The organism is Desulfosporosinus hippei DSM 8344 (assembly GCF_900100785.1).
In the GTDB taxonomy this organism is placed as follows: domain Bacteria; phylum Bacillota; class Desulfitobacteriia; order Desulfitobacteriales; family Desulfitobacteriaceae; genus Desulfosporosinus; species Desulfosporosinus hippei.
This window is the reverse complement of the sequence record NZ_FNCP01000006.1, coordinates 48,154-72,142: the sequence shown is the minus strand read 5'-3', so window position 1 is coordinate 72,142 and position 23,989 is coordinate 48,154. Positions and strand designations below refer to the sequence as shown.

The window sequence follows — 23,989 nt, the reverse complement described above, 5'->3', positions numbered from 1 at the left end:
TTAATTAAGTAAGAAAGTTACTTAATTAATTTAAATAATTGAAAGAGGGATCGCCATAAGAAGAGTACCTAACCTAATGATTCCCAAAAATTAAATTAATCACATGAGGAGGAAAAATTATGGCTAAAATGAAAACTATGGATGGGAATGAGGCAGCCGCTCACGCATCGTATGCTTTTACAGAAGTTGCAACTATTTTCCCCATCACCCCTTCATCAACCATGGCTGAGTTAGTTGACGAGTGGGCAGCCCACGGACGAAAAAACATTTTCGGACAAACTGTGAAAGTTGTTGAGATGCAATCTGAGGCCGGTGCTGCAGGTGCAGTTCATGGCTCCCTACAGGCTGGGGCTCTGACCACTACATATACCGCTTCACAAGGATTACTCTTAATGATCCCTAATATGTACAAAATTGCTGGGGAATTACTTCCGTGTGTATTCCATGTCAGTGCTCGTGCCCTAGCAACTCATGCACTCTCTATTTTCGGAGATCATCAGGACGTTATGTCAGTACGTGCAACAGGTTTTGCAGAACTTTCTTCTCACAATGTACAGGAAGCCTTAGATTTAGGCTTTATAGCTCATCTTGCAACCGTAAAGTCCAGAGTTCCGTTCCTTCATTTCTTTGATGGATTCCGTACTTCTCATGAAATTCAAAAAATTGAAGTTCCAGAGTACGAAGAGGTTGGTCAACTCTTAGATATGGATGAAGTTCAGGCTTTTCGTGACAGATCATTAAATCCTGAGCGCCCTGTTCTACGTGGAACAGCTCAAAATCCTGATATTTACTTCCAAGGTCGGGAAGCTTCAAATCGTTTCTATGACGCAATTCCTGACATCGTTGAACATTATATGCAAGAGTATAAGAAACTGACAGGTAGAGAATACCATCCATTCCAATACTATGGTGCAGATGATGCTGAATATGTCATCGTAGCCATGGGCTCCATTTGCGATACTATTGAGGAAACTATCGACTACTTAATGGCTAAAGGAGAAAAGGTTGGCGTTGTAAAAGTTCATTTATACCGTCCATTCTCCAGTGAATACTTCTTTAAAGCACTGCCAAAAACTGTTAAGAAAATTGCCGTACTTGATCGTACAAAAGAGCCTGGCTCTTTGGGCGAACCATTATATCTTGATGTTAATGAACTTTTCTATACCAGTGATCTCAAACCAGTTATTGTTGGAGGGCGTTATGGTTTAGGTTCTAAAGATACCACCCCATCCCAAGTACTGGCTGTCTATAAGAACCTCAAATCGGAACAACCTAAGAATGGCTTTACCATCGGTATCATTGATGATGTAACTAATACATCCTTACCGGAAGACGAAATCATCGATACTGCGCCAGAAGGGACTATTTCCTGTAAATTCTGGGGTCTGGGCGCTGATGGTACTGTTGGAGCCAATAAACAAGCAATTAAGATTATTGGAGATCATACCAAGCTTTATGCCCAAGCATACTTCCAATACGACAGTAAAAAATCTGGCGGAATTACTGTTTCCCATCTTCGCTTTGGCAAAAAACAGATTAAATCCCCTTACTATGTGACAGGAACTAATTACATTGCTTGTCACAACCAAACTTACGTTTACCAATATGACCTCTTAAAAGGCCTTAAACAAGGCGGAAGCTTTGTTTTGAATTGCCAGTGGACACCGGAAGAGTTGGAGCAAAAACTGCCTGCATCCATGAAAAAAGCTTTAGCAAAGAATAAAGTTAACTTCTATATCATTGATGCTGTATCAATTGCCCGAAAAATCGGACTTGGAAACCGTATTAATATGATTATGCAAGCAGCTTTCTTTAAGCTGGCTAATGTTATTCCTGTTGAAGAAGCTGTCGATTATCTCAAAGCATCTGTGGTGAAAACCTATGGCAAGAAAGGTCAAAATATTGTTGACATGAACACTGCCGCGATTGACATGGGTGTAACATCCCTCGTCAAGGTTGATATTCCAGCTGTTTGGGAAAATGCAGACATTGCCCAGGCTGAGGCTGCCGCAGCAGTTGATGAGCCGGATTTTGTCAAAAACATTCTACGCCCGATGAACGCATTAGAGGGAGATAGTCTTCCTGTCAGCACCTTCATAGGTCGTGAAGATGGAACTTTCCCTGTAGGAACCACCAGCTTTGAAAAGCGTGGTATTGGTGTAATCGTACCGGAATGGCAAATTGATAATTGTATCCAATGTAATCAATGCTCCTATGTTTGCCCTCATGCAGCAATTCGCCCCTTCTTATTTAATGAAGAAGAAGCAAAAAGTGCTCCGGAAACCTTTGTAGGTAAGAAAGCTATTGGTAAGGAAGCAACTGGCTTGCAATTCCGCGTTCAAGTAAGTGCTTTGGATTGTACCGGTTGTGGAAACTGTGCGGAAGTTTGCCCGGCTAAAGTAAAGGCTTTGGTTATGAAATCTGCTGCAGAGCAAACCGAGCAACAAGTTGCCAACTGGGAGTATGCTGTTACCCTGAAGAATAAGAGTAAGCTTTTTGATGTAACAACAGTTAAAGGTAGTCAATTTGCACAACCCTTACTAGAGTTCAATGGTGCTTGTCCGGGATGTGGAGAGACTGCTTACGTTAAACTTATCACCCAATTATATGGAGATCGTATGATGATTTCCAATGCAACCGGCTGTAGTTCGATTTGGGGTGGAAGTGCTCCAGCGGTTCCCTATACTACGAATGAGGACGGCAAAGGTCCTAGCTGGGCTAACTCCTTATTTGAAGATAACGCTGAATTCGGTTATGGTATGTATTTAGGCGTTCGTCAGATCCGCGAAAAGCTGTTTGATTTAATGACTGAAGCCTTAGAAATGGATATTAGTGCAGATCTAAAAGAAGCATTCCAAGATTGGCTGGCCGGTTGGGATGATGCTGATGCCTCTAAAGCTGCCGCAGCTAAGATTCTTGTAGGATTGAGCGGATACACAGGAGATAATAAGGTTATTGCAGAAATTCTGGCGAAGAAGGATCATCTTATTAAGAAATCCCAATGGATTCTCGGTGGAGACGGCTGGGCTTATGATATCGGATTTGGTGGCTTAGACCATGTCCTAGCTTCGGGTGACGATGTAAATATCTTTGTTATGGATACTGAGGTATACTCGAATACTGGTGGCCAGTCTTCAAAGTCTACACCAAGAGCTGCTGTTGCTAAATTTGCTGCTGCCGGTAAGAAAATTCGCAAGAAAGACCTAGGCATGATCGCAATGAGTTATGGATATGTCTATGTTGCGCAGATTGCTTTAGGAGCTAATATGGCTCAAACCATTAAAGTAATTAAAGAAGCCGAAGCTTACAAAGGACCTTCCTTGATTATTGCTTATGCTCCTTGTATTAACCATGGACTTAAATCTGGAATGACTAAGAGTGTACAGGAACAAAAGAAAGCAGTTGATGCTGGTTACTGGCATCTCTATCACTTCAATCCGGACTTGATTGATCAAGGCAAGAATCCATTTAGCCTAGATTCGAAAGAGCCAAGTGCATCCTTCCGTGACTTTATCATGGGTGAAGTTCGTTACTCATCCCTCTTGAACACCTTCCCTGAAAGTGCTGAAGAACTCTTTGTCGGTGCAGAGAAGTATGCGAAGGTTCGCTATGAGTCATATAAACGTTTAGCTGAACAAAAGTGGGATTAATTCATAACAGCAAATTCTAAATTAACAACAATGAAAGAAAAGAGAGTAGGTTATTAGCCTGCTCTCTTTTTTGTGTTCTACTTTGTTCTTATAAGCATATGCTTTAATATGCTTTAGGCAAAGGAGGATTTCCATGACCTTTGTTTTTTTGGGATTATTTGCAATCTTATTGGCATTAATTGTGCGTTCGTCTATGGGACAACCTAGAGTCTTTCTTAAAGTACTAATACATGTTTTGGGAGGAGTTGTGGGGCTCTGGCTTTTAAACTTGCTGTTAACTGTAATCGGCTTGGATATTCCAATTAACCTGTTTACGATCTTGCTAGTAGGACTATTAGGTTTCCCGGGAGTATTAGCTTTAACGGTCTTACAACTGCTGGGGATATAGCAGGAAATAGCAGACTTAAAATCACCTAACTGTATAAAACAAAGAAGAAACTGCCATGTCAATGTGCAGTTTCTTCTTTGTTTTAGCAAAAAAGTCTAATTCCAAAGTACTCTATTCTAGTAAGGGGTTAGGATTCAGGTATCAGTCAGGAGATATAATTCCGGGCGAATAATCAACACATTACAGGACAAAATAAGCTGAATGGGAGGGATTTCATGTCAAGCTGGATGAAGATGCTTAAAGATCTTACTGTACGTCCTAAGGGAGAGCGACGAATACGGAAATCTCCTTCTTTTTCATTTGAAGAGGATATGAATAAGCCCCTATCAGGGCAGACAGTAAAGGAAATCCTCTCAAAGAGCAGTGACATTGTCTTTCGAGAGTTTAGTTTTCCCGGAAAAAGTCGTATTCCTTGTATGTTAGTAGTAGTTGACGGTCTTGTTGATAAAAATATACTTGACCAATTTGTCTTAAAACCTCTTATGGTGGATTTAAACCATCACCCGGAGTTAGAGCGAGTCACACTATCTAATGTCATCGAAATCACAATTCAAAATTTTCTCCCTGGTATAGAAATTAAGAAGATTTCGAAAATGGAAGAGGCTGTAAGTACTATATTATCTGGCGACGCAGTTATCTTTTTTGGAGAATCTACTGAGGCAATTTCTATTGGGGCAAGGGGATGGGCTAATCGCGGCGTCAATGAGCCTATTGCTGAATCTATTGTAAAAGGGCCACATGAAGGCTTTACCGAGACACTTCGAATTAATACCTCTCTTCTACGGCGGAAGATTAAACATCCTTCGTTGAGGATTATCTCCTTAAAACTTGGGGATATATCAAACACTGAGCTTGTAGTAACTTATATTGAGAAAATAGCAAACAAGGATATTGTTTCTGAGGTATTGCTAAGGTTAAGCAAAATTAAGATGGATAGTGTGATAGATGTGGGATATATAGAGGAAATGATTGAAGACTTTCCTTATTCCCCATTCCCCCAGATTGCCTATACTGAACGGCCGGATGTATTAGCCGGCAAGCTCTTAGAGGGGAAGGTGGGAATAATTCTTGATGGAACACCTATAGTCCTAGTTGTACCGGCAATACTAGTTGAGTTTCTAAATGTTAATGAGGACTATTATCAAAGAGCTATGACAGCAATTCTTTCACGTTTTGTACGTTATGTAGGAGCCTTTGTAGCAGTTGTGGCTCCGAGTACTTATATTGCGGTTACAACATTTCATCAAGAAATTATCCCTACGGATTTATTAATGAGTATATCCGCAGGCCGGCAGGGAGTACCTTTTCCCGCCTTATTAGAGGCCTTAACAATGACCATAGTATTAGAAATATTACAGGAAGCCGGCCTAAGATTACCCAAACCAATCGGACAAACGATTGGAATTGTAGGGGCACTTATTATTGGGGACGCAGCAGTAAATGCAGGCTTGGTCAGTCCCCTGATGGTCATTATTATTGGTTTGACAGCTGTTGCCAGTTATGCTATCCCCTATTACGACCTTAGTTTAGCTGTGCGGCTCTTACGATTTCCTTTGATGATATTGGCTGGCATTCTTGGTTTCTTTGGTGTAGCAGTTGGGCTTTATGCTATCTTGATCCACTTATTAGGACTTCGGTCATTTGGAGTGCCGTATACAAGTCCTATTGCTCCGCTACGTGTACGGGCCTTGTTACAGGATACTTTCGTTAGGGCCCCATGGTGGGCATTAAAGCGCCGACCTCAATTGATAGATGTTCAAGAACCCCGCTCAAAGGGGAAAGGGTGACAATGGAAAGAATTTCAGCACATCAATTCACAACTTTAGGAGCAGCAGTATTGTTAGGAACCACATTTCTTCCCGTGGCGTCCATAGTTGCTTTAGTCGGGGGGAGAGATGGCTGGATGAGCGTTATGCCGGGATTTGCACTAGGAATTCCTTACAGTCTGATGGTATTGTCCCTAATGAATTATTATCCTCGCAAAAATTTATTACAGATATCTGAAGAGGCCTTTGGAAGGTGGATCGGAAAACTAATTGGGATAATTTATTTATTATGTGCCATCTACCTCGGGGGGTTATTGCTGGGGCAAGTTGGAGATATCTATCAAACATCAATTATGCCACTAACTCCTCTATGGATTTTTTTCTTAGGCGGGATCATTCTTGTTCTATACCTAACCAGATCGGGAATTGAAGTTTTTGGACGTTTTTCTGAGATAACCTTCCCTCTTATCGTGGTGGCAATACTTTTAAACGTAGGACTGTCTATTCCACGAATTGAGCAAGGAGAACTTCTGCCAATCCTAGGAGAGGGATTACTCCCTATTTTTAAGGGCTCATTGAAAGTTATTCCTTTTGTAATGACATATATGCTCTTTTTGGCCGGAGTTATTGCATATCTGCCTACGGATAAGAAAGCAATTGGTCAACTAAAAACGGGAGCTTGGAAAATTATTTTCTGGGCAGGCATGCTTGACACCCTTATAGCACTGATTCAAATGCTTGTTTTTGGGCCATCAGAGACTATTCGTCTGGTATACGGATTACTGGCATTAGGGAAAATGGTAGAAGTAAGTCGGACAGTTTCGGGAGTGGAATCCTTATTTTTGGGTGTTTGGTTTGCTGCTGCAGTCATAAAGATAGGATCACTTCTTTTTGTAGCAATATGGGGTTTGGAAAGTGTCTTTGGTTTAAAAGGTGTAAAATGGCAGCATTTAACAGCTATCATATTTCTGGGAATTGCCTTTAAAAATGTCAGAGCGCCTTCTTTAATTACTGAAATTGGGCTTATTGATGAATACCTAATTATGCCTTTTGTATCTCTTTGGATACCGGTTCTCTGGGGAGTTACGCGCTGGAAGAGGGGAGCTGGAAACTGAAGAAATGGAAAGAATCTCCTCACATCAATTTACTATACTAGGAACAGCCGTACTTATGGGGACGACCTTTCTCCCCATAGCCTCGCTGACAACTGGGGTCGCCGAAAGGGATGGTTGGATGTCTGTGTTGCCGGGATTTGCCCTAGGAATTCCATATGGCTTGATGATCTTGTCGTTGTACAAAAAGTACCCTCAAAAGAACTTACTACAGATTACAGAAATCTTACTGGGAAAATGGGTTTGTAAAATTATCGGTGTACTTTATATATTAATTATGAGTTACTTTGGTGGTTTATTGTTAGGACAAATCGGAGATATTTATGAATCATCGATTATGCCGCGAACCCCAATTGAAATGTTTTACCTGGGGGGACTGTTACTAGTTTTATACTTAGCCAGATCGGGTATTGAAGTTTTCACGCGTTTTACCGAAGTGGTCTTTCCTCTGGTTGTAATTGCCTTAGTGTTGAATATTGGACTTTCCATACCACGTATAGAACAAGGAGAACTAATGCCGATTTTAGGTCAAGGAATAGTCCCAATTATTTTGGCTGGTTTCAAAGTGACTCCGTTTGTAATGGAGTACATTCTGTTTTTTGCTGGAATTTTACCTTTTTTACCAACCGATAAGCAAGAGTTTTCTCGTTTGAAAAAGGGGATATGGTTAGCAGTTTTTTTAGTAGGTTTTGTGAATACCTTGGTTGTCTTAATGCAGATAGTGATATTTGGACCTTCTGAAACTGTTAACTTAGTCTATGGTTTACTGGTATTAGGGAAAATGGTAGAGGTAAGTCGAACAATTTCCGGAGTTGAATCCTTATTTTTAGGAGCATGGTTTGGGGCATTGGTTATAAAGATTTGTGCCTTCTTTTTCGTTGTTCTTTGGAGCTTAGAAAGTCTATTTAGGCTTAAAGGAACTAAGAGTCATTTAGTTGTCGGGATGATATTTATGGGGGTTGCCCTCAATAATAAGCGAGGGCCTGGCTTAATCGTAGAAATTGGACTTGTTGATGATTATCTTATTTTTCCTTTTGCAAGTCTATGGATACTCACGATATGGACGTTTTCTCACTGGAAGAAGAAAGCGGGTGTCTCATGAAAAGTTGCAGAGAAAAGTATATGACCGGACTAATGATAATCTGTCTGTTTTTAATTTTATCGATATCAGGATGTTGGGGAAAGCGAGAAGTAGAAGATTTAGCCCCTCTGATGGGAATAGGATTTGATCTGGGGGAAAAGCCAGGAACATATCTTATTACACAACAATATGCAAAGACAAAAAAGGGAGGTAATAGCGGGGCAGAAACTGAAGAACGGACTTTAGGTGCGGAAGCCTCAAGTGTTAGAGAAGCCTTTGATATAGTATCTAAAGCAGCTTATCGAACCCCCTTTATGGGCTCATTAAAGGTAATCGTCATTGGGGAGGATGTTGCAAAAGCTGGCGGCTTTAACAATATGTTAGATTTTGCTCAGCGTTTTGCAGAATTTCGCCGTTCGATGTATCTGGTTATTGCTCGAGGCAAGGCTGAAGACGTGTTAAATTTAAAGCTACGCTCCGAGCAACTGCCGGCTTTATATATTAGAAGTATTATTGAAGGAGGAAATGAACTGTCTGCCTTTCCCATGGTACGCTTAGGGCATTACCTTACGGTTTTAGGCACTGAAAGCACAGCTCCCATCCTGCCGGTTGTTGAAGCAGTCAAGGATGGAGAAGGGATTCACTATAAAGCAGAAAAAAGTGATGAGGCCGGAGAGATTCGAATTGAAGGAGCAGGAGTTTTGAATGGAGATCAATTAGTTGATTTTCTGAACGATGAAGAAACAAAAGGGTATATGTGGCTGGAAGATGATGTATCCAATCGGTTGATTAATACTGTGGATCTCAAGGAAAGCAACGTGAAGTTTAGTGGTCAAGTCCTGAAATCTAGTACAAGGTATAAAGTTAAAACAGATGGCGAAAATTTCGGGCTAAACTATCAAGTAAGAACGAGCATTGCTATTGATGAAGTTTTAGGGCTGGATCGACAACTCTCCGGGACGGATTGGATAGAACTAGTTAAAGAGGCAGAAGGGAGCTTTGCTAAAGTAATTCAGCAGGAATGCGAGAGTGCCATTAAAAAGCAAAGAGAATTAGGTTTTGATTTTCTAGGGGTTGGAAGGCATATTGAGCAAAGAAACCCTAGGTATTGGAAGAATCTAAAAGAACGTTGGAAGCAAGAAGTTTCCGATTTTCCAGTTTCCTTTGACATAAAAGTAACAGTTCATAATACCGGAATGTCCAGCAGCAGTGCGACTAATTCAGGAGGAGAGGGGCAAGACTAGGGTTAGAAGTAACTAGGAGGAATTAAATTATGTCTAAGCCTACAATCACTGCTCAGCCCTCTTTAGAATTGAATGATAACAATTCAAGTATTTTAAAAAACGGGGGCAAAATTTTGCCCGTGTGTTATCGGTGTACGAAGGTTCCGAAAGAAGGATTATATGATGGTTTTAGAATACAAGGAATGTTTTTTTGTTCGGAATGTCAACAGGAGTTGTTCTCAGCAGAGCCGGGGTCACCAGAATATCAGGAGTTTATGTTCTTAATAAAAGGGATTTTTTATTAGATCATCATCTGGAATTTGAAAAATAATATTCAAGTTAAATAAACAGGAGTTGCCATTTGGATGAAATATTTCCTAATCCATGTTAAACTAAGATTGTACCCTGTCAAAATTGTATTCGTACATTTATGGATAAATGGAGGGTTTTTGTTACGTGGGTGAACTTGGAGAGGGATTGAGCCATTATCACAAACAAGGATACTGCTCTTTCCATACTCCTGGACATAAAGGTCGACAGGAGTTTTTTAATGGCTACGACTTTTTGAGTTTCGATTTAACTGAACTTCCGGGTCTGGATATGCTACATTCTCCAAGTGGAATTATTGCTCTGGCACAAAAACAAGCAGCGAAGATTTTTGGAGCGGAGGAAACTTTTTTTCTTGTTAATGGTGGGACAGCCGGCAATCAGGCAATGTTTCTGGCATTAAAAGACAATTCGGATAAACCCATTGTAGTGGAAAGAAGTTCTCATCGTTCTGTAATGTCGAGCTTGGTGCTAAGTGGGTTAAAGCCGGATTATCTAATCCCACGAGTTCATCCAGAGTTTAATCTTCCTTTAGGGTTGGAGCTTAGGAAGCAGCATATTAGGTGGGAAGAGGTTATTGGCTGTCACGTCACGTACCCAAGTTATTATGGAACAACTTTTAATCTGGAAGGTTTATTGGCTGAAAGATCACAATTAGGTTATAATAAACCGATTCTTGTTGATCAGGCTCATGGCTCACATTATCTCAGTGAGCTATTTCCTCGAAGTGCCTTAAAACTGGGTGCTGATCTTGTCTTGAATAGTTGTCATAAAACCCTAAGTTCTTTGACTCAGTCGGCAATGTTACATATTCAGGGACCAAGAGTAAGCCGCCCTCGATTAAAACAAAGTTTAGAACTCTTACAATCTTCAAGTCCGAGCTACTTGCTTGTCTCTTCTTTAGAACGAGCAGCAGAGTTCGCTTTGGATGAGTGGCGATGGGAGAATCTTAAAGAAGAAGTAGATAATCTTCATAAAAAATTAGATAATTGTTATCGTATTCTTAATCCAAAAGATGCCGGAACTTTTGGTATTCATTCAGTTGATTGGTCAAAGATTGTCATAAACACAAATCCTTTAGGTATTCCTGCGCCTGACTGTGTGAAATACCTCAGAGAAATCTTCGGTATTGAACCAGAATTATGGGACGAAGAGAACATTCTATTTTTATTAGGGATTGGGAACACTCCTGAGGATATTCGATGGCTTACCAAAGGACTAGAAAATTTAAGAGATTTTGCACCTTCACTAGCCCCAGCAACTAAGGTACTGAAACATGAAGGGGGATTAATTCCGCCATTACCTACCTCAATTCTCTCCCCCAGAGAAGCTTTCTTTGCCTCTAAACGTAAAATTCCTCTTATGGAGAGTTTGGGTCATGTTGTCGGAGAAACTATCTCACTCTATCCACCAGGAATTCCTGTCATTGTAATGGGCGAAGAAATAACTTATGAAGTTCTAAAAACGCTGCTTGCTTCCGAAGGAAAAAGATGGCAAGGATGGGATGGTTTCCGGGATCAGACAATTTGGATAGTTGAGGAGGATTAAGGATGAAGATGGGGAGTAATAAGATTTCATGAAACTACAGTTGACTCTATTAGAAAAAGCGGCCCTGGAAAACAGATTGGCTCATCTCTTATTGTTTCATGGAGGAAGTAAACTTCACCAGCGAGAGGTAGCTCTTCGCTTGGCGCAAATTTTGAACTGCCATAACAGTACATCTGAAGGGCCATGCAATGTATGTCCAACTTGCCGTAAGATCCTTAGTGGAAACCATCCTGAAGTTTCATGGTTGAAAGCACAAAAAGCGGTTATTGGGATTGAACAAGTTCTTTCATGGCAAGAAAGGTTATACCTTAAGCACTACGAAGGGGACTATAAGATATCTATCGTAGAACAGGCGGATTTGTTAACATTACCGGCGGCAAATTCCCTGTTAAAGGTTATTGAAGAGCCACCTGAGCGAACTATAATTATATTGTGTGCTGAGAATGCCGAAGGAATTTTGCCTACAATACAAAGCCGTGCCCAATTGGTGTTTTTTCCTAATCTCTCCGAAGAAAAATGGGTAAGTAGCTTAGGAGAGGTTAACGAATTGGAAGCAGCTCAGGCATTTCGCTTAAGCGGAAAAAATCATAATCTGGCAACTGAAATAGTGCAATATGGTCTACAGCAAATCAAAGACTGGTTAGAGAAGTTTCGCACGGCGGTGGAAGAGAGAAATTTTTTGAAACTTTTTCCGCTTTTTCCAATCGACAAGAACCAAGCCCTTCTATATTTACAGGTTATGGCTGTACAAGCTGAGGAAGGGATTAAGAATAACACCATTCGTCCGTTGGAATTATTAGAGATCGGTAAAGCGATCGATGTACTACGACAACAAGCTAATCCCAGATTAGTGATTGAGGTGTTAGCATTAGAATTATTTCAACAAGGAGGGGTTCGCAGTGATTGAGGTCGTAGGGGTTCGCTTTAAACACGCAGGTAAAATATATTATTTTGCCCCAGGAGATCTTACACTTGCTGTATCTGATAAGGTAATTGTTGAAACAGCAAGAGGTATCGAATTTGGAGAATTAGTAATTCCATCTCGTCTGGTTGCAGACGAAGAAGTAGTGCTCCCTTTAAAGCAGGTTATGCGTAAGGCGACATTGGCAGATGAATTATTTGTAGAGCAAAATAGACTTAAAGAAAAGGATGCTTTTCAAATATGCCTAAAGAAAATATCCGAACATCATTTACCAATGAAACTGGTAGATGTGGAGTATACATTTGATGGAAATAAGATTATATTCTCCTTCACAGCAGAAGGACGAGTTGACTTCAGAGAACTAGTAAAGGATCTTGCCGCCATATTTAGGACGAGAATAGAACTTCGCCAAATTGGAGTTCGGGATGAGGCAAAAATGCTAGGAGGAGTTGGCTCCTGCGGACGGATTCTTTGTTGTACCTCATTCTTAGGCGATTTTGAGCCTGTCTCGATTCGTATGGCTAAGGACCAAAAGCTTTCCCTAAATCCAACCAAGATTTCTGGGATTTGCGGTCGTCTTATGTGTTGCTTAAAATATGAAAATGGTTGTTACAGACCTGAGGATAAAGAACATTGTGGGCGACAAAATCCTCAAGCCGGACATAAGATAATTGAAATCCAGGATGAATCAAACCCTCGAGTCGAAAGTGTTTATTCACCCAAAACGGAGGGGAAACAGCAACGTAACAGGAAAGGGGAAAAGCCCAAAGAAAAGAGTGAAAAAGTATGAGCCAACTGACGCAGGCACTTACAGAAGTGGAAGAAAAATTGCGCTCCTTATTAGAAGAGGTAAACCGTTTGAAGCCCTATGTGCAAGCGTTAGAAGATGAAAATACTAAGTTAAGGCGGGAATGTACTCTTCCGGAGAAAGAAACAGAACGTGTTATTGCTAACGCCGAGCACATTCAAGGGGTTGCGCATGACAATCTTGTCCGTCTGTATCAAGAAGGGTTTCACGTTTGTCACCTTCACTTCGGGCAACCTTTAGAGGGCGATTGTTTGTTTTGCATGGGCTTTTTACGGAAAGACTAGTGGATAGAGAACTTAAATATACAAGGAGCCAAAGGTATGTTATCTAAAGGCACATTGTATGTATGTGCAACTCCGATAGGAAATTTAGGAGATATCACCCTGCGGGTATTGGATACACTTCGGGAAGTAGATCTTATTGCTGCGGAGGATACACGTCATTCAAGAAAACTATTACAACATTATCAGATTAATACTCGCATGATAAGTTATCATGCTCATAACGAAAAGAAGCAATCTGTCGAATTGGTAGAAAAGCTCAAAGGTGGCCAGGCAATTGCACTGATCTCAGATGCGGGTCTACCTGGTATTTCCGATCCGGGAATAGAAGTTATCAACCTTTGTCTTGCCGAAAATATTCCTGTTGATGTCTTGCCGGGACCTAATGCGGCTCTGACGGCTTTGGTTCTATCGGGAATGCCTACGGAACACTTTGCCTTCCATGGTTTTCTGCCTTCTTCAAATACAGCAAGGAAACAGAGTCTGGAGCAATTAGCCAATCTGCCGCTAACACAGATCTTTTATGAGGCTCCACACCGTTTGGTAGCTACGCTTCAGGGAATGTCAGAGTTTTTTGGCAATCGACAGGCAGCGGTAGTCCGTGAGTTAACAAAGTTACATCAGCAAGTGCATAAAGGGACTGCTCTAGAACTTAAAGAAGCTTTTGAGGAGACTGAACCTCGTGGTGAATGTTGCATAATAATTGCACCCTACATCCCCGTAAAACCCGTCGGAGGCCCCGTTGAATGGTGTTTAGAGGTTAAAGCACGAATAGATCAAGGATTGAGTAAGAAAGAGGCTATGAAGGAAGTAGCAAAGCGATATGGGGTAAGGAAATCCGACGTTTATCAGGCGCTCTTGAATGACGAAACAACAGATAGTTAATCAAAGCCGGATTTTCAATCTAGCATAAAAAAGAAGGCCATATGGCCTTCGAATTTTGAGCTTATGCTATTGATTGTCTATGTATAGGCTAACCTAAACAGCTTTTGAACTTGATTCAGTATTAGCGGCCACGTTTTCTCCCATAGCAACTGCACATTCTCGGCAAACATTTTTGCCATGGAAAAGTTGGATATCGCTTGCATTACCACAAAATACACAAGCTGGCTCATACTTTTTAAGGATAATTTTTTCTTGATCTACATAGATTTCCAGGGCGTCTTTTTCGTCAATACCTAAAGTGCGGCGAAGCTCTATCGGTAATACAATACGACCAAGTTCATCTACTTTTCTTACGATTCCAGTTGATTTCATCATTTTTCCCCCACTCCTTTGCAACAACATTCGACACAAAACTACAGACTTATGATACCAATCGTTCCATATAAAGTCAACCCATTTTTTTAAAGTTTTTGCTGGTATTATTAGCCTGTACAAGAAATCCCTTACTTTACATATTAATTCTTAATCATGGGTAGACTTGACAAATATTAATTTCTATATTATTAATTCAAAAAGATATTTGAGAGGGAGACTTAGCGTGAAATACTATATAACAACCCCAATTTTTTATCCTAATTCAAGTCCGCATATTGGAACAGCCTATACAACAGTTGCTGCAGATGCCTTAGCTCGTTATCATAGATTGCAAGGGGATCAGGTCTACTTTTTAACGGGAACCGATGAGAATGCCCAGAAAATCGTTCGTACTGCAGAAGCAAACAATACTGATACAAAAAGTTACGTTGATGGGGTCGTGGAACGGTTTAAAGATTTATGGAGAGCTTTAGATATTTCCAATGACGACTTTATCCGGACAACGGAGGAGCGTCATCAAAAAGTTGTTCAACAAATCTTCACCAAATTATACGAACAAGGAGATATCTACAAGTCAGAGTATTCGGGCTGGTATTGTACCCCTTGTGAAACGTTCTGGATGGAAAATAAATTAAATGAAGGTAAGTGCCCAAATGCCGATTGTGGAAGAGATGTTGAATTACTGAAAGAAGAAAGCTATTTCTTTCGTCTTTCTAAATATCAAGGAGCCTTGCTAGACTATATTAATACACATTCTGATTTTATCCAACCGGTTTCGAGGCGGAACGAGATGGTTAAGTTTATTGAAGGTGGTTTAGAGGATCTTTGCGTTTCGCGCACTACATTTCAATGGGGAATTAAAGTACCCTTTGATCCCAAGCACGTGGTATATGTGTGGCTTGATGCCTTAATTAATTATATTTCTGCCTTGGGTTACCCTGACGGGGAAAACTATAAAAACTATTGGCCCGCTGATGTTCATATAATGGGAAAAGATATTGTGCGGTTTCATGCGATTATTTGGCCAATTATTTTAATGGCAATTGATGTTCCGCTGCCTAAAGTAATATATGGACATGGATGGTATTTAACTAAAGATGGTGGAAAAATTTCTAAATCCCGAGGCAATGTCCAAGACTCCTTTGCCTTGATCCAAAGATATGGGTCAGATGCCATTCGCTATTTTTTGTTGCGTGAGATGCAAGTAGGAACAGATGGGACATACTCGGAGGATAATGTGGTAGAACGGCTAAACAGCGATTTAGCAAACGATTTCGGGAATTTTATATCTCGAAGCTTGGCCATGGTTGTTAAGTTTAGAGATGGAATAGTCCCTCCTCTCGGTCAAGAACAAGCTCTGGAACTGGAATTAAAGGCTTTAAGTACGGAGGTCAAAAAAGCCGTCGATAAAAACTTAAGGAAATGTGATCCTGCAAGTGCACTGGAAGAAATATGGCGGTTTGTCGCAAGATGCAATAAGTATGTTGATGAGACAGCTCCCTGGTCACTAGCTAAACAAGAGGATCAGAGGGAACGCTTAGACACCGTTCTTTACACCTTTGTAGAATGTATTAGGATCATGGCAATTCTGACAGCTCCGTTTATGCCTGGTTTACCCTCTAAGATTTGCGGGCTGCTTGGCAAAGATGAAAGACTTATCAAATGGGAAGAAGCAGATCAATGGGGTATTCTAGAAGAAGGGATCAAGGTACAAAAGGGAGAACCGCTCTTTCCAAGAATTGATATGACCGAGTATTTGACACCAGAGGAGACGAAAACGGTGGATGAAAAACAGAACGCTCCCACAGAAAGTTTAGAAATGCCTGTTCTTGAATTTGAACCGATTAAAGAAGAAATTAGTATTGATGAATTTGCTAAAATTGATTTGCGTGTGGGAAAAGTCATAAGTGCGGAAAAAGTAGAAAAAACAGATAAGCTGATGAAGTTAGAAGTTGAAATAGCAGGAGAAGTTCGTACAATAGTCTCCGGTATTGCCAAACATTATTCTGCAGAAGATTTAATCAATCAGTATGTCGTTGTAGTTGCTAATCTAAAACCTACCAAGCTAAGAGGAATTACCTCCCAGGGGATGATATTAGCAGCCTCACAAGGAGAAGTCTTGGAAGTGCTTACGGTCAACAAGAGACTTCCCGGAGGGGCGCGGGTAAAATGATTTGGGATACACATGCTCATATCGATGATCCCAGCTATGCTGAAGATTTTCAGGAAGTTTTACTTCGAATTCAGTCAGCTCAGATTTCAAGGGTAACAAATGTTGGCTATGATCTGCCTTCCTCGGAACGATCTGTCAAGTTAACCGAGGACTACAATTTTATCTACGCAGCGATTGGAATACATCCTCATAACGCTCAAGATGTTACAGTGGATACCTGGAATAGGCTGCTAGAGCTTGCTAAGCAGCCAAAAGTTCTGGCTTGGGGTGAAATTGGTCTGGATTACTACCGGGATTTATCTCCACGGCCTATTCAAAAGGAGGTATTTATTCAACAGATAAAGCTCGCTAATGAAATTGGATTGCCGATTGTTATCCATAATCGCGATGCCCACCAGGATGTCTTAGAAATCGTTAAGGCTAATCCTCCAAAGTATGGGGGAGTATTTCACTGTTACTCAGGATCATGGGAAATGGCGGATATTCTTTTGAAGTTAGGATTTTACTTGTCTTTTGCTGGGCCCGTTACGTATAAAAACGCTCGCCATACCGTCGAGGTGGCGAAGCGCATCCCCTTAGATAGAATGTTGGTAGAAACAGATTCCCCCTATTTAACTCCGGAGCCACGCCGGGGAAAACGTAACGAACCGACCTATGTGCAGGAAATTGTGCAGAAATTATCCGAAATAAGAAATTTGAGCTTTGAGGATGTAGCATTTGCAACTATGCAAAATGCGGAAACGATCTTTAGACTAAAAGAACCTTCATTTTAGAAGGTTCTTTTTTTTGTAAAAACTTCATACGCTTTTTGTAAGGAGGGGTAAAATGTATTCTTTGCCGATTACTACTTATTCCGATTATTGGCGTAAAACAAAGGCGTTGAGCGTATACTTTGGGAGTTTAGCAGTATTAGCCGCAGGTACCAGGTATTCATCACTATATGAAGCGGATAGCGGGAAGACGCTTAAACCATCCGTACAATTAGTTGATTCCATAAGTTTAAAAAGTGTAAGAACGAATGACTTCCCTGAAGGTACTCAAACAGTTAAAAAAGGTAGTGAGAGTTTAGTTAAGCAAGGATTGAATAAGCCTAGGCAAATTAGCCGGGGATTTCGGGGCTTTAGCCCGCAGGAATCTAGTGTACTTGATGAATCAGCATCGCGAAGCTTGAATTTACAATCAGGTGATATAGAGTCAAGGACGAGTAAAATAGCAATAGTTGATATGGAGTTGCCCTTTAAAACTGAATTTGTTGAATCCGAGAAAATTCCACCGGGAACTAGCCAGATCCAGGTAAAAGGGGAAAATGGCACTAGACGTCAAGTTATCAAGACCTTTGAGATCGGTGGACAACCTGTAGATCAGCAAGTTCAATCATTCTATGAACTTAAAAAGCCAAAGAATGAAGTCGTTCTCCGAAACACTCAACCCATTCCGAAGAAAAAGGTTATTATTGACAACTCAAAGCTTGAAGCCGGCAAGTTAGAATTGGATTTGAGTAAATTGAGTATTGCTAAAACTATAAACGTTGAAGCAACTGCCTATACATTTACGGGAAATAATACAGCTACAGGTATTAAACCGAGAGAAGGGTTGATTGCAGTTGATCCTAGAGTAATAGCTATGGGAAGTCAGGTTTATGTTGAAGGGTACGGATATGCAATAGCTGCCGATACTGGCGGAAATATTCGTGGCCATAAAATTGATGTTTTTTTCTCAACACTAAGACAATGTATTGATTGGGGCCGAAAGCCAGTAAGAATACATATTTTAAATACCAAATAATGTAAAAATATTTTGACAAGTGACCACCTATGCCTTAAAATGAAGTTGTTATCAGTGATTTTGGAGGGATTTAATGTTTCAGAAGAATCCAACTCAGGTAGTAACCTTAGTTCGGAAATCTCGTATTGCTCAGATTGCAGTTGCTTTGGTCGGTATCATACTGGTTGCAGGCATAACGGTTTTATACAATGTGAAGACTATCAATGCCAATATAGATGGGAAACAGGTTTGTATCAGAACTCTTTATGGGACAGTAGGGCAGGCACTTGAGCATTCGTCGAAAATTGAGTTTTATCCAGAAGATATTGTGAGTCCTTCAATAGATACCAAAGTTACCAGTGGGATGGCAGTTGATGTACAAAGTAGCGTTCCAGTTAATCTCTCAGTTGATGGTCAGATTTTTAACACCCGAACAGCTAAAGAAACAGTAGGTGAAGCTCTTAGCGAGTTATCAGAACGTTATAAGCTTGAGATCAAAGATGTGGATGAAGTCAATGTTGCATTATCGGAATCAGTAACTGATAACATGGATATCCAAGTACTTAGATCAATCCCTATTAAAGTTAGTGCTGACGGAAAAAAAATAGATACTTATATTGCACCACGAACTGTGGCTGACGCTCTCAACAAGCTTGGTATAACCTTAGGGGCAGAAGATAGAATTTCTTTAGCTCTGGACCATATGTTGGAACCTAATGACCAACTGAATGTGGTTCGAGTTACCCATCCTATTGAGACCGTAAAAAGTGAGATCCCCTATCAAATAGTTGCTCAACCTGCTGATTACCCCCTTGGCTTACCGGATAGACTAGTCAGTCGGGGCTCTAACGGTCTTCAAGAACAGACAGTAAGACTGACACTTGAGGATGGAAAAGAAGTAGATCGTGAAATACTCAACCAACGGGTTGTGAAACCTCCCACAAATCAAGTTGTTTCCCGCGGTACACAGACGACAATTTCGAGGGGGGGAAATACCATTAGCTTTAAACGGGCTTATGTCATGAAAGCGTCTGCGTATTGTATGCCCGGAGGGAGAACTGCTACCGGTGCATCGGTAGGTAAAGGAATTATTGCAGTTGACCCCAGAGTGATTCCTCTAGGAAAGTCAGTTTATGTTGAAGGGTATGGTTATGCTCAAGCTCTTGATACCGGAGGAGCAATTCGTGGAGAGCGCATTGACCTTTATATGGATTCTAAACAAGCTGCTTTATCATGGGGAGTTCGAACCGTCACAGTATATGTTCAATAAATTCAGCCCTTTTATAACACTTTAAGCCGTTACTTCAACTTCAATAAATGGGAAGAAGCCTTAGGTCAAGCCAAGGCTTCTTTTTTGTTGAGAACAGAAAGTATATCTTTATTTATCAGCACATAATCATTAAAAAGAATCGCTAATTGGGGGAGTGCTAAAATGCGATGGCCGAAGGTGATTATTGGAACAAAGCTAGCTATTTTACTTGTCATTGGTGTTATGGGTACACTAGTACTCTCGGTATTTTGGCAAGGCTCAGCAGCAGTAATTAATCAATTTGAAAACCGTTATGTAGTAATGCTTGATCCTGGGCACGGAGGGTATGATCCTGGAGCAGTTTCATCTCAAGGTGTCTATGAAAAAGCCATTAATCTTAAGATTGCCCAGAAAGTTAAGGAGATGTTGCAACCAAGTGGTATAGAAGTTTTCCTTACACGGGAGGAAGATCTTGATTATGTTCCGGATGGAGTTAAAGGAAAGACGACAAAGAAGCAAATTGATTTAAATCATCGTATTGAAATGGCAAAGGAAGAGAAGGCGGATATATTTGTAAGCCTACATGTCAATGCAACTAAAACAGGTCAAAATTCCGGTGCAGAAACATTTTATCATTATAAATCAGAATCTGGAAAAAGATTGGCAGAATTAATACAACAAGAAATGATTAAAATAAATGGGATGAATCGTAGGGTTGCCAAACCTGGAGATTTTTATATAATCAAAAACACTAGTATGCCCGCTGTAATTGTAGAGGTTGGTTATCTTTCTAGTGTTAAAGAACAGAAGAAGCTACAACAGACTTGGTATCAAGAACAACTATCTAGAGCAATTGCCAAAGGTATTTCTAATTATTTTGAACTTCCATAATTAGCTTGAATAGGATATTAACGTACAATCCTTATATACATAACCTCTTTTTGAAGCGGGGAAGATAAAGTCAGTTACCGAATCTAGATTAAGGAGTTGAAGTGAAGCATGAAACGGTTTCTGACTTTATTAGCGAGTAGTGCCTTGGTTTTAAGCCTTTCTTTGGCGGGATGTACAAATGTTCAACCACCGGCTGCTCCGGAAGCCCCTGAGCAAACAACACAATTGCCGGAAGCCGAAGCAGGAGCAACACGTGATTCTGTATTAGGTCCCGAGAAGCGGGTAGTAATGGGTTTTTATACTGACCAGGAAGGACCTGTACCCAGCTCAAAAGAATCTACATTAAAAAATGCAAAACTGTTGGATGAAGTAGCGTTTTTTTGGTATTCCTTTGATGCAAACGGTAAAGTCATTCCGACTGGAGACATTGATCTGAAGTTAAAGGATCAGGTTCAGAAGAATGGCTCCAAAGCCTATGCCTTAGTGCATAACATGAAATTAAAAGGGACAGTTGGCTTTGATGAGAATTTGGCTCATAGTGTGTTATCAAACCCAGGAAAGCGTTCTAACTTAGTTACAAATTTAGTTAATCTGACAACGAAGGATAATTGGGATGGTATTTCTATTGACATTGAAAAAACCCCTCCCGGAGACCGTGACAATTTCTCGGCCTTTGTTGCAGAACTGAAAAAAGCCTTGCAAGCAAAGGACAAAGTTTTAAACATTTCTATACCTGCCAAATTTGCAGATTATCCATCTGACCTTTGGTCGGGAGCTTATGATTATGCAGCAATCGGAAAATCTGCTGACCAAATCATTCTTATGACTTATGATGAGCATGGGCTGGGAACAACTCAAGGACCTGTGGCATCGGAAGGATGGGTTGATCGGGTTATTAAATTTGCAGTAGGAAAAATTCCTAAAGAAAAAATTGTAATGGGTCTGCCAGTTTACTCCTTTGACTGGGGAACCAATAAGCCAACAATGCCAGACTATCTGTCTTACGCCCAAACTGTTGAGAGGGCTAAGAAACATGGAGTAGAGATCCATACTGACCCGAATGCTAAAGTCCCGCAATTTACCTACACAGCAAATGGGATTCGTCATGAAGTTTACTTTGAAAATATCGCCAGCTTAAGAGCAAAAATGGATGATGCTCTTAAGTATAAACTACATGGTGTTGCCGTCTGGCGTTTAGGAATGGAAGATCCTCAGATTTGGGAACAGCTTCTGAAAACCTACGGAACGAACAAAGAGACCCAAGAAAAGAAATAATTCGGAAGAACTTGAGCCCCCACATAAAAGTGGGGGCTTTTATTTGAGTATTTTAACATTCTCGGTTAAGATATAAGAGTTGAAAACGGAGGAATCAAGATGATAAAGGAACTTATAGTTGTTGAAGGGAAAAATGACGCTCATGCAGTGCGCTTAGCCCTTGGTGAAGTGGATATAATATGGACTGATGGTTATGGGCTTACGAGAAAAAAACTAGAATACATCGCAGAAACGGCCAATCGACAAGGGGTAATTGTATTTACTGACCCAGATACTGTTGGGGAGCAGATCCGCAATCGTATTCGAAGGCACGTACCAAAGGCGAAGCATGTTTACTTAACAAGAAAGGTCGCAACTAAGCAAGGGGATATTGGGGTTGAGAACGCAGCACTGGAGGAAATTCGACGTGCCTTTGCGCAGATCCGGCAAGAGCAGTTTGAAATTGGTCAATTTAGTATAGAGGATTTAATACAAGTTGGTCTTGCAGGAACCGGGCATGCTAAAGAATGTCGCTTTGAACTTGGTCGTAAGTTAGGAATTGGAGATTGTAATGCAAAACAATTTCTCCATCGATTAAACAGGTTTGGAATTTCTCGACAGGAGTTTTTTCAAGTACTGAAGGAGGTGCAACATGGAGAGCGCCGCTGAATATACTCAACGTCTGGTAAAGCATGGGGCACGAGCTTTGAAATCCATGGGCCAGAATTTTTTAATAAATGATGAAGTAATTGAAGAAATTGTTGCTGCAAGTCTATTACAAACAGATATTCCTTTAGTTGAAATTGGGCCTGGCCTGGGAGTGTTAACTCGTAAATTAGCGCCAAGAGTACCGCAGATGTGGGCAATAGAGTTAGACCAACAGAAAATAAATCTTTTATACAAAGAACTTAAGGAGCACTCTGTGGAAATTGTTCACCAAGATGCCTTAAAGGTTAATTTAAGGGATTTATGGGGTGATAGAATGGGGTATTTGATAGGGAATTTACCCTACTACATTACCAGTCCACTAATCATGCATTTTTTAGAGCAAGCTGACCTTTTAAGTGGGATGACGATCATGGTTCAAAAAGAGGTTGCTGATCGGATTAATGCTCGGCCAGGCACTAAAATATATGGAATTTTATCTATTGCAGTCCAGATATCAGCCAATGTTACAAAAATCATGGATGTTTCAGCTAATTCTTTCTGGCCTGTCCCTAAAGTAGATTCTGCAGTAATTAGGTTAGACCTCCGCCCTTATCCAGGATTTGATGTTGATAAGAAAGACTTCTTCCGAGTTGTTAAAGCTGCCTTCAGTCAACGAAGAAAAACTCTAGGGAACTCATTGGCCGGTGGGTTAGGCCTAAAAAAGGAGGAAGTCATCGAACGCATGCAGTGTGCGGGGATTTCAGACGGCAGACGAGCAGAGTCACTGAGTATTGAGGAATTTATAGTATTAACTAAGTCCTTTATTTAAAAATAGAGATTAGTAGTCAAAGGGATGTATGGGTTATAGACAAGTAGGATTGAACAAAGCTCTCCGTGTGGAGGGCTTTTTATTATTTATAAGCCAAAAATATTTGATTTTGAGGGCATAAAACAGAAAAAAAATCCAAAACTATAAAAAAGGTTCTAACTATTTTTCGGAATATCAATTAGATTAAGTTTTTACATACTGGAGGTCGAAGGGAATATTGGGAAAAGGTAAGCACCGCTCAATAAAGTGGTCGAGCGTTATTGCTACGTCTGCGACTTCTGTGTTAGCGCTGACCGCATTAGTTACAGTATACCTAACAGTTGCAGCTTGGAAAGTTCAGCAAGGGACGACACGTCCTTATTTTGTACTCAAAGAGTCGCCAAAAGTAGAGATAAGCAATGAACTTAGCTTAGAATTAAAATTTAATAATGTGGGGGTACACCCGGCGGTTGATCTTTCTAGTGAGACTATCGTTTTCGATGAACAATTATCCGCAGAGCCGATTTATAATGATGAGTCATCAATTGTCAATGAAATACCTAAAGACGCTGCTTCAAGCCTGGTAATGAATATACCAAGTGACGAAATGTACCTTAAACAATCTAATATTAATGCTCATTTCGTAGTTGTTGATTTATTGTACACAGATCCCATTTTAAATAAATCTTATAATCAAACGATTTACATGAAGTGGAGCGGAGTGAATGAGGGAAAGATGCAACCAATTGTACACGTACAAGCTGATGAAAAGGAAGAGATTTTAGATTACTTTCAAAAGTATAATATTGATCCAAGATTAAGAAGGAATTAAAGAC

At 40.5% G+C, this 23,989-nt stretch carries 22 protein-coding genes; 21 read left to right on the top strand and 1 reads right to left on the bottom strand.

Annotation, left to right across the window (positions count from 1 at the left end):
* Window positions 1–119: 119 nt before the first annotated feature.
* From nifJ to rsmI, 12 genes are all read left to right on the top strand, one after another.
* Window positions 120–3,650 carry a pyruvate:ferredoxin (flavodoxin) oxidoreductase gene (gene nifJ / locus BLS16_RS06965; protein ID WP_092331617.1) on the top strand — a complete coding sequence of 1,177 codons (3,531 nt, stop codon included), beginning with the start codon at window positions 120–122 and terminating at the stop codon, window positions 3,648–3,650.
* A gap of 133 nt (window positions 3,651–3,783) precedes the next feature.
* Window positions 3,784–4,038, top strand: a complete 255-nt coding sequence (locus BLS16_RS06960) for a pro-sigmaK processing inhibitor BofA family protein (RefSeq protein WP_092331615.1) — start codon at window positions 3,784–3,786, stop codon at window positions 4,036–4,038.
* Window positions 4,039–4,253: 215 nt separating this feature from the next.
* On the top strand, window positions 4,254–5,825 hold the full coding sequence (locus BLS16_RS06955; RefSeq protein WP_092331612.1) for a spore germination protein: 1,572 nt from the start codon (window positions 4,254–4,256) through the stop codon (window positions 5,823–5,825).
* Between the two features lie 2 nt (window positions 5,826–5,827).
* Complete coding sequence (locus BLS16_RS06950) at window positions 5,828–6,919, top strand: GerAB/ArcD/ProY family transporter (protein ID WP_092331609.1); 1,092 nt, start codon at window positions 5,828–5,830, stop codon at window positions 6,917–6,919.
* A 4-nt stretch (window positions 6,920–6,923) separates the two neighbouring features.
* Window positions 6,924–8,018 carry a GerAB/ArcD/ProY family transporter gene (locus tag BLS16_RS06945; protein WP_092331607.1) on the top strand — a complete coding sequence of 365 codons (1,095 nt, stop codon included), beginning with the start codon at window positions 6,924–6,926 and terminating at the stop codon, window positions 8,016–8,018.
* Complete coding sequence (locus BLS16_RS06940) at window positions 8,015–9,241, top strand: Ger(x)C family spore germination protein (protein ID WP_242876222.1); 1,227 nt, start codon at window positions 8,015–8,017, stop codon at window positions 9,239–9,241. Before BLS16_RS06945 ends, BLS16_RS06940 begins: the two co-directional genes overlap by 4 nt.
* Window positions 9,242–9,270: 29 nt before the next feature.
* Window positions 9,271–9,525, top strand: a complete 255-nt coding sequence (locus tag BLS16_RS06935; RefSeq protein WP_092331601.1) for a sigma factor G inhibitor Gin — start codon at window positions 9,271–9,273, stop codon at window positions 9,523–9,525.
* 151 nt (window positions 9,526–9,676) lie between these two features.
* Window positions 9,677–11,095: an aminotransferase class I/II-fold pyridoxal phosphate-dependent enzyme gene (locus BLS16_RS06930; RefSeq protein WP_092331599.1), complete on the top strand. Its 1,419-nt coding sequence runs from the start codon at window positions 9,677–9,679 to the stop codon at window positions 11,093–11,095.
* 28 nt (window positions 11,096–11,123) lie between these two features.
* Window positions 11,124–12,002: a DNA polymerase III subunit gene (locus tag BLS16_RS06925; protein WP_092331596.1), complete on the top strand. Its 879-nt coding sequence runs from the start codon at window positions 11,124–11,126 to the stop codon at window positions 12,000–12,002.
* Window positions 11,995–12,807, top strand: coding sequence for a PSP1 domain-containing protein (locus tag BLS16_RS06920; protein ID WP_092331594.1), 813 nt, complete (start codon window positions 11,995–11,997; stop codon window positions 12,805–12,807). The genes BLS16_RS06925 and BLS16_RS06920 overlap by 8 nt, the downstream gene beginning before the upstream one ends.
* On the top strand, window positions 12,804–13,109 hold the full coding sequence (locus tag BLS16_RS06915; protein ID WP_014901066.1) for an initiation-control protein YabA: 306 nt from the start codon (window positions 12,804–12,806) through the stop codon (window positions 13,107–13,109). The genes BLS16_RS06920 and BLS16_RS06915 overlap by 4 nt, the downstream gene beginning before the upstream one ends.
* Before the next feature lie 36 nt (window positions 13,110–13,145).
* Window positions 13,146–13,991 carry a 16S rRNA (cytidine(1402)-2'-O)-methyltransferase gene (gene rsmI / locus BLS16_RS06910; protein ID WP_092331591.1) on the top strand — a complete coding sequence of 282 codons (846 nt, stop codon included), beginning with the start codon at window positions 13,146–13,148 and terminating at the stop codon, window positions 13,989–13,991.
* 93 nt (window positions 13,992–14,084) lie between these two features.
* Here rsmI and BLS16_RS06905 read toward each other — a convergent pair whose 3' ends face one another.
* The gene (locus tag BLS16_RS06905; RefSeq protein ID WP_092331588.1) at window positions 14,085–14,363 is read right to left on the bottom strand and encodes an AbrB/MazE/SpoVT family DNA-binding domain-containing protein; all 279 of its coding nucleotides are present in this window, start codon (window positions 14,361–14,363) and stop codon (window positions 14,085–14,087) included.
* 226 nt (window positions 14,364–14,589) lie between these two features.
* On the opposite strand from BLS16_RS06905, the gene metG reads away from it, so the two are divergent.
* The 9 genes from metG (at window position 14,590) to BLS16_RS06860 (ending at window position 23,985) form a co-directional block, all read left to right on the top strand.
* The gene (gene metG, locus BLS16_RS06900) at window positions 14,590–16,539 is read left to right on the top strand and encodes a methionine--tRNA ligase (RefSeq protein WP_092331586.1); all 1,950 of its coding nucleotides are present in this window, start codon (window positions 14,590–14,592) and stop codon (window positions 16,537–16,539) included.
* A complete protein-coding gene (locus BLS16_RS06895) occupies window positions 16,536–17,312 on the top strand; it encodes a TatD family hydrolase (RefSeq protein ID WP_092331583.1) in 777 nt (258 codons plus the stop codon). The genes metG and BLS16_RS06895 overlap by 4 nt, the downstream gene beginning before the upstream one ends.
* A gap of 52 nt (window positions 17,313–17,364) precedes the next feature.
* Window positions 17,365–18,324, top strand: a complete 960-nt coding sequence (locus tag BLS16_RS06890) for a 3D domain-containing protein (protein ID WP_092331580.1) — start codon at window positions 17,365–17,367, stop codon at window positions 18,322–18,324.
* Between the two features lie 73 nt (window positions 18,325–18,397).
* Window positions 18,398–19,573, top strand: a complete 1,176-nt coding sequence (locus BLS16_RS06885) for a resuscitation-promoting factor (RefSeq protein WP_092331578.1) — start codon at window positions 18,398–18,400, stop codon at window positions 19,571–19,573.
* A gap of 162 nt (window positions 19,574–19,735) precedes the next feature.
* A complete protein-coding gene (locus BLS16_RS06880) occupies window positions 19,736–20,443 on the top strand; it encodes an N-acetylmuramoyl-L-alanine amidase family protein (RefSeq protein ID WP_092331575.1) in 708 nt (235 codons plus the stop codon).
* A gap of 108 nt (window positions 20,444–20,551) precedes the next feature.
* Window positions 20,552–21,718, top strand: coding sequence for a glycosyl hydrolase family 18 protein (locus BLS16_RS06875; protein ID WP_092331573.1), 1,167 nt, complete (start codon window positions 20,552–20,554; stop codon window positions 21,716–21,718).
* A gap of 99 nt (window positions 21,719–21,817) precedes the next feature.
* Window positions 21,818–22,366 (top strand): ribonuclease M5, encoded by a 549-nt coding sequence (rnmV, locus tag BLS16_RS06870; protein ID WP_092331570.1) that lies wholly within the window; start codon window positions 21,818–21,820, stop codon window positions 22,364–22,366.
* The gene (gene rsmA, locus BLS16_RS06865; RefSeq protein WP_092331568.1) at window positions 22,350–23,174 is read left to right on the top strand and encodes a 16S rRNA (adenine(1518)-N(6)/adenine(1519)-N(6))-dimethyltransferase RsmA; all 825 of its coding nucleotides are present in this window, start codon (window positions 22,350–22,352) and stop codon (window positions 23,172–23,174) included. Before rnmV ends, rsmA begins: the two co-directional genes overlap by 17 nt.
* 217 nt (window positions 23,175–23,391) lie before the next feature.
* The gene (locus tag BLS16_RS06860) at window positions 23,392–23,985 is read left to right on the top strand and encodes a hypothetical protein (RefSeq protein WP_092331565.1); all 594 of its coding nucleotides are present in this window, start codon (window positions 23,392–23,394) and stop codon (window positions 23,983–23,985) included.
* Window positions 23,986–23,989 lie beyond the last annotated feature (4 nt).

Excerpts from the sequence above, each read along its gene's own strand:
- BLS16_RS06885 (WP_092331578.1), top strand. The coding sequence starts at position 18,398 with ATGTTTCAGAAGAATCCAACTCAGGTAGTAACCTTAGTTCGGAAATCT.
- BLS16_RS06880 (WP_092331575.1), top strand. The coding sequence starts at position 19,736 with ATGCGATGGCCGAAGGTGATTATTGGAACAAAGCTAGCTATTTTACTT.
- BLS16_RS06875 (WP_092331573.1), top strand. The coding sequence starts at position 20,552 with ATGAAACGGTTTCTGACTTTATTAGCGAGTAGTGCCTTGGTTTTAAGC.
- BLS16_RS06960 (WP_092331615.1), top strand. The coding sequence starts at position 3,784 with ATGACCTTTGTTTTTTTGGGATTATTTGCAATCTTATTGGCATTAATT.
- BLS16_RS06945 (WP_092331607.1), top strand. The coding sequence starts at position 6,924 with ATGGAAAGAATCTCCTCACATCAATTTACTATACTAGGAACAGCCGTA.
- BLS16_RS06940 (WP_242876222.1), top strand. The coding sequence starts at position 8,015 with ATGAAAAGTTGCAGAGAAAAGTATATGACCGGACTAATGATAATCTGT.
- nifJ (WP_092331617.1), top strand. The coding sequence starts at position 120 with ATGGCTAAAATGAAAACTATGGATGGGAATGAGGCAGCCGCTCACGCA.
- BLS16_RS06955 (WP_092331612.1), top strand. The coding sequence starts at position 4,254 with ATGTCAAGCTGGATGAAGATGCTTAAAGATCTTACTGTACGTCCTAAG.
- BLS16_RS06925 (WP_092331596.1), top strand. The coding sequence starts at position 11,124 with ATGAAACTACAGTTGACTCTATTAGAAAAAGCGGCCCTGGAAAACAGA.
- rsmI (WP_092331591.1), top strand. The coding sequence starts at position 13,146 with ATGTTATCTAAAGGCACATTGTATGTATGTGCAACTCCGATAGGAAAT.
- BLS16_RS06890 (WP_092331580.1), top strand. The coding sequence starts at position 17,365 with ATGTATTCTTTGCCGATTACTACTTATTCCGATTATTGGCGTAAAACA.
- BLS16_RS06935 (WP_092331601.1), top strand. The coding sequence starts at position 9,271 with ATGTCTAAGCCTACAATCACTGCTCAGCCCTCTTTAGAATTGAATGAT.
- rnmV (WP_092331570.1), top strand. The coding sequence starts at position 21,818 with ATGATAAAGGAACTTATAGTTGTTGAAGGGAAAAATGACGCTCATGCA.
- BLS16_RS06915 (WP_014901066.1), top strand. The coding sequence starts at position 12,804 with ATGAGCCAACTGACGCAGGCACTTACAGAAGTGGAAGAAAAATTGCGC.
- BLS16_RS06905 (WP_092331588.1), bottom strand. The coding sequence starts at position 14,363 with ATGAAATCAACTGGAATCGTAAGAAAAGTAGATGAACTTGGTCGTATT.
- rsmA (WP_092331568.1), top strand. The coding sequence starts at position 22,350 with ATGGAGAGCGCCGCTGAATATACTCAACGTCTGGTAAAGCATGGGGCA.
- BLS16_RS06895 (WP_092331583.1), top strand. The coding sequence starts at position 16,536 with ATGATTTGGGATACACATGCTCATATCGATGATCCCAGCTATGCTGAA.
- BLS16_RS06950 (WP_092331609.1), top strand. The coding sequence starts at position 5,828 with ATGGAAAGAATTTCAGCACATCAATTCACAACTTTAGGAGCAGCAGTA.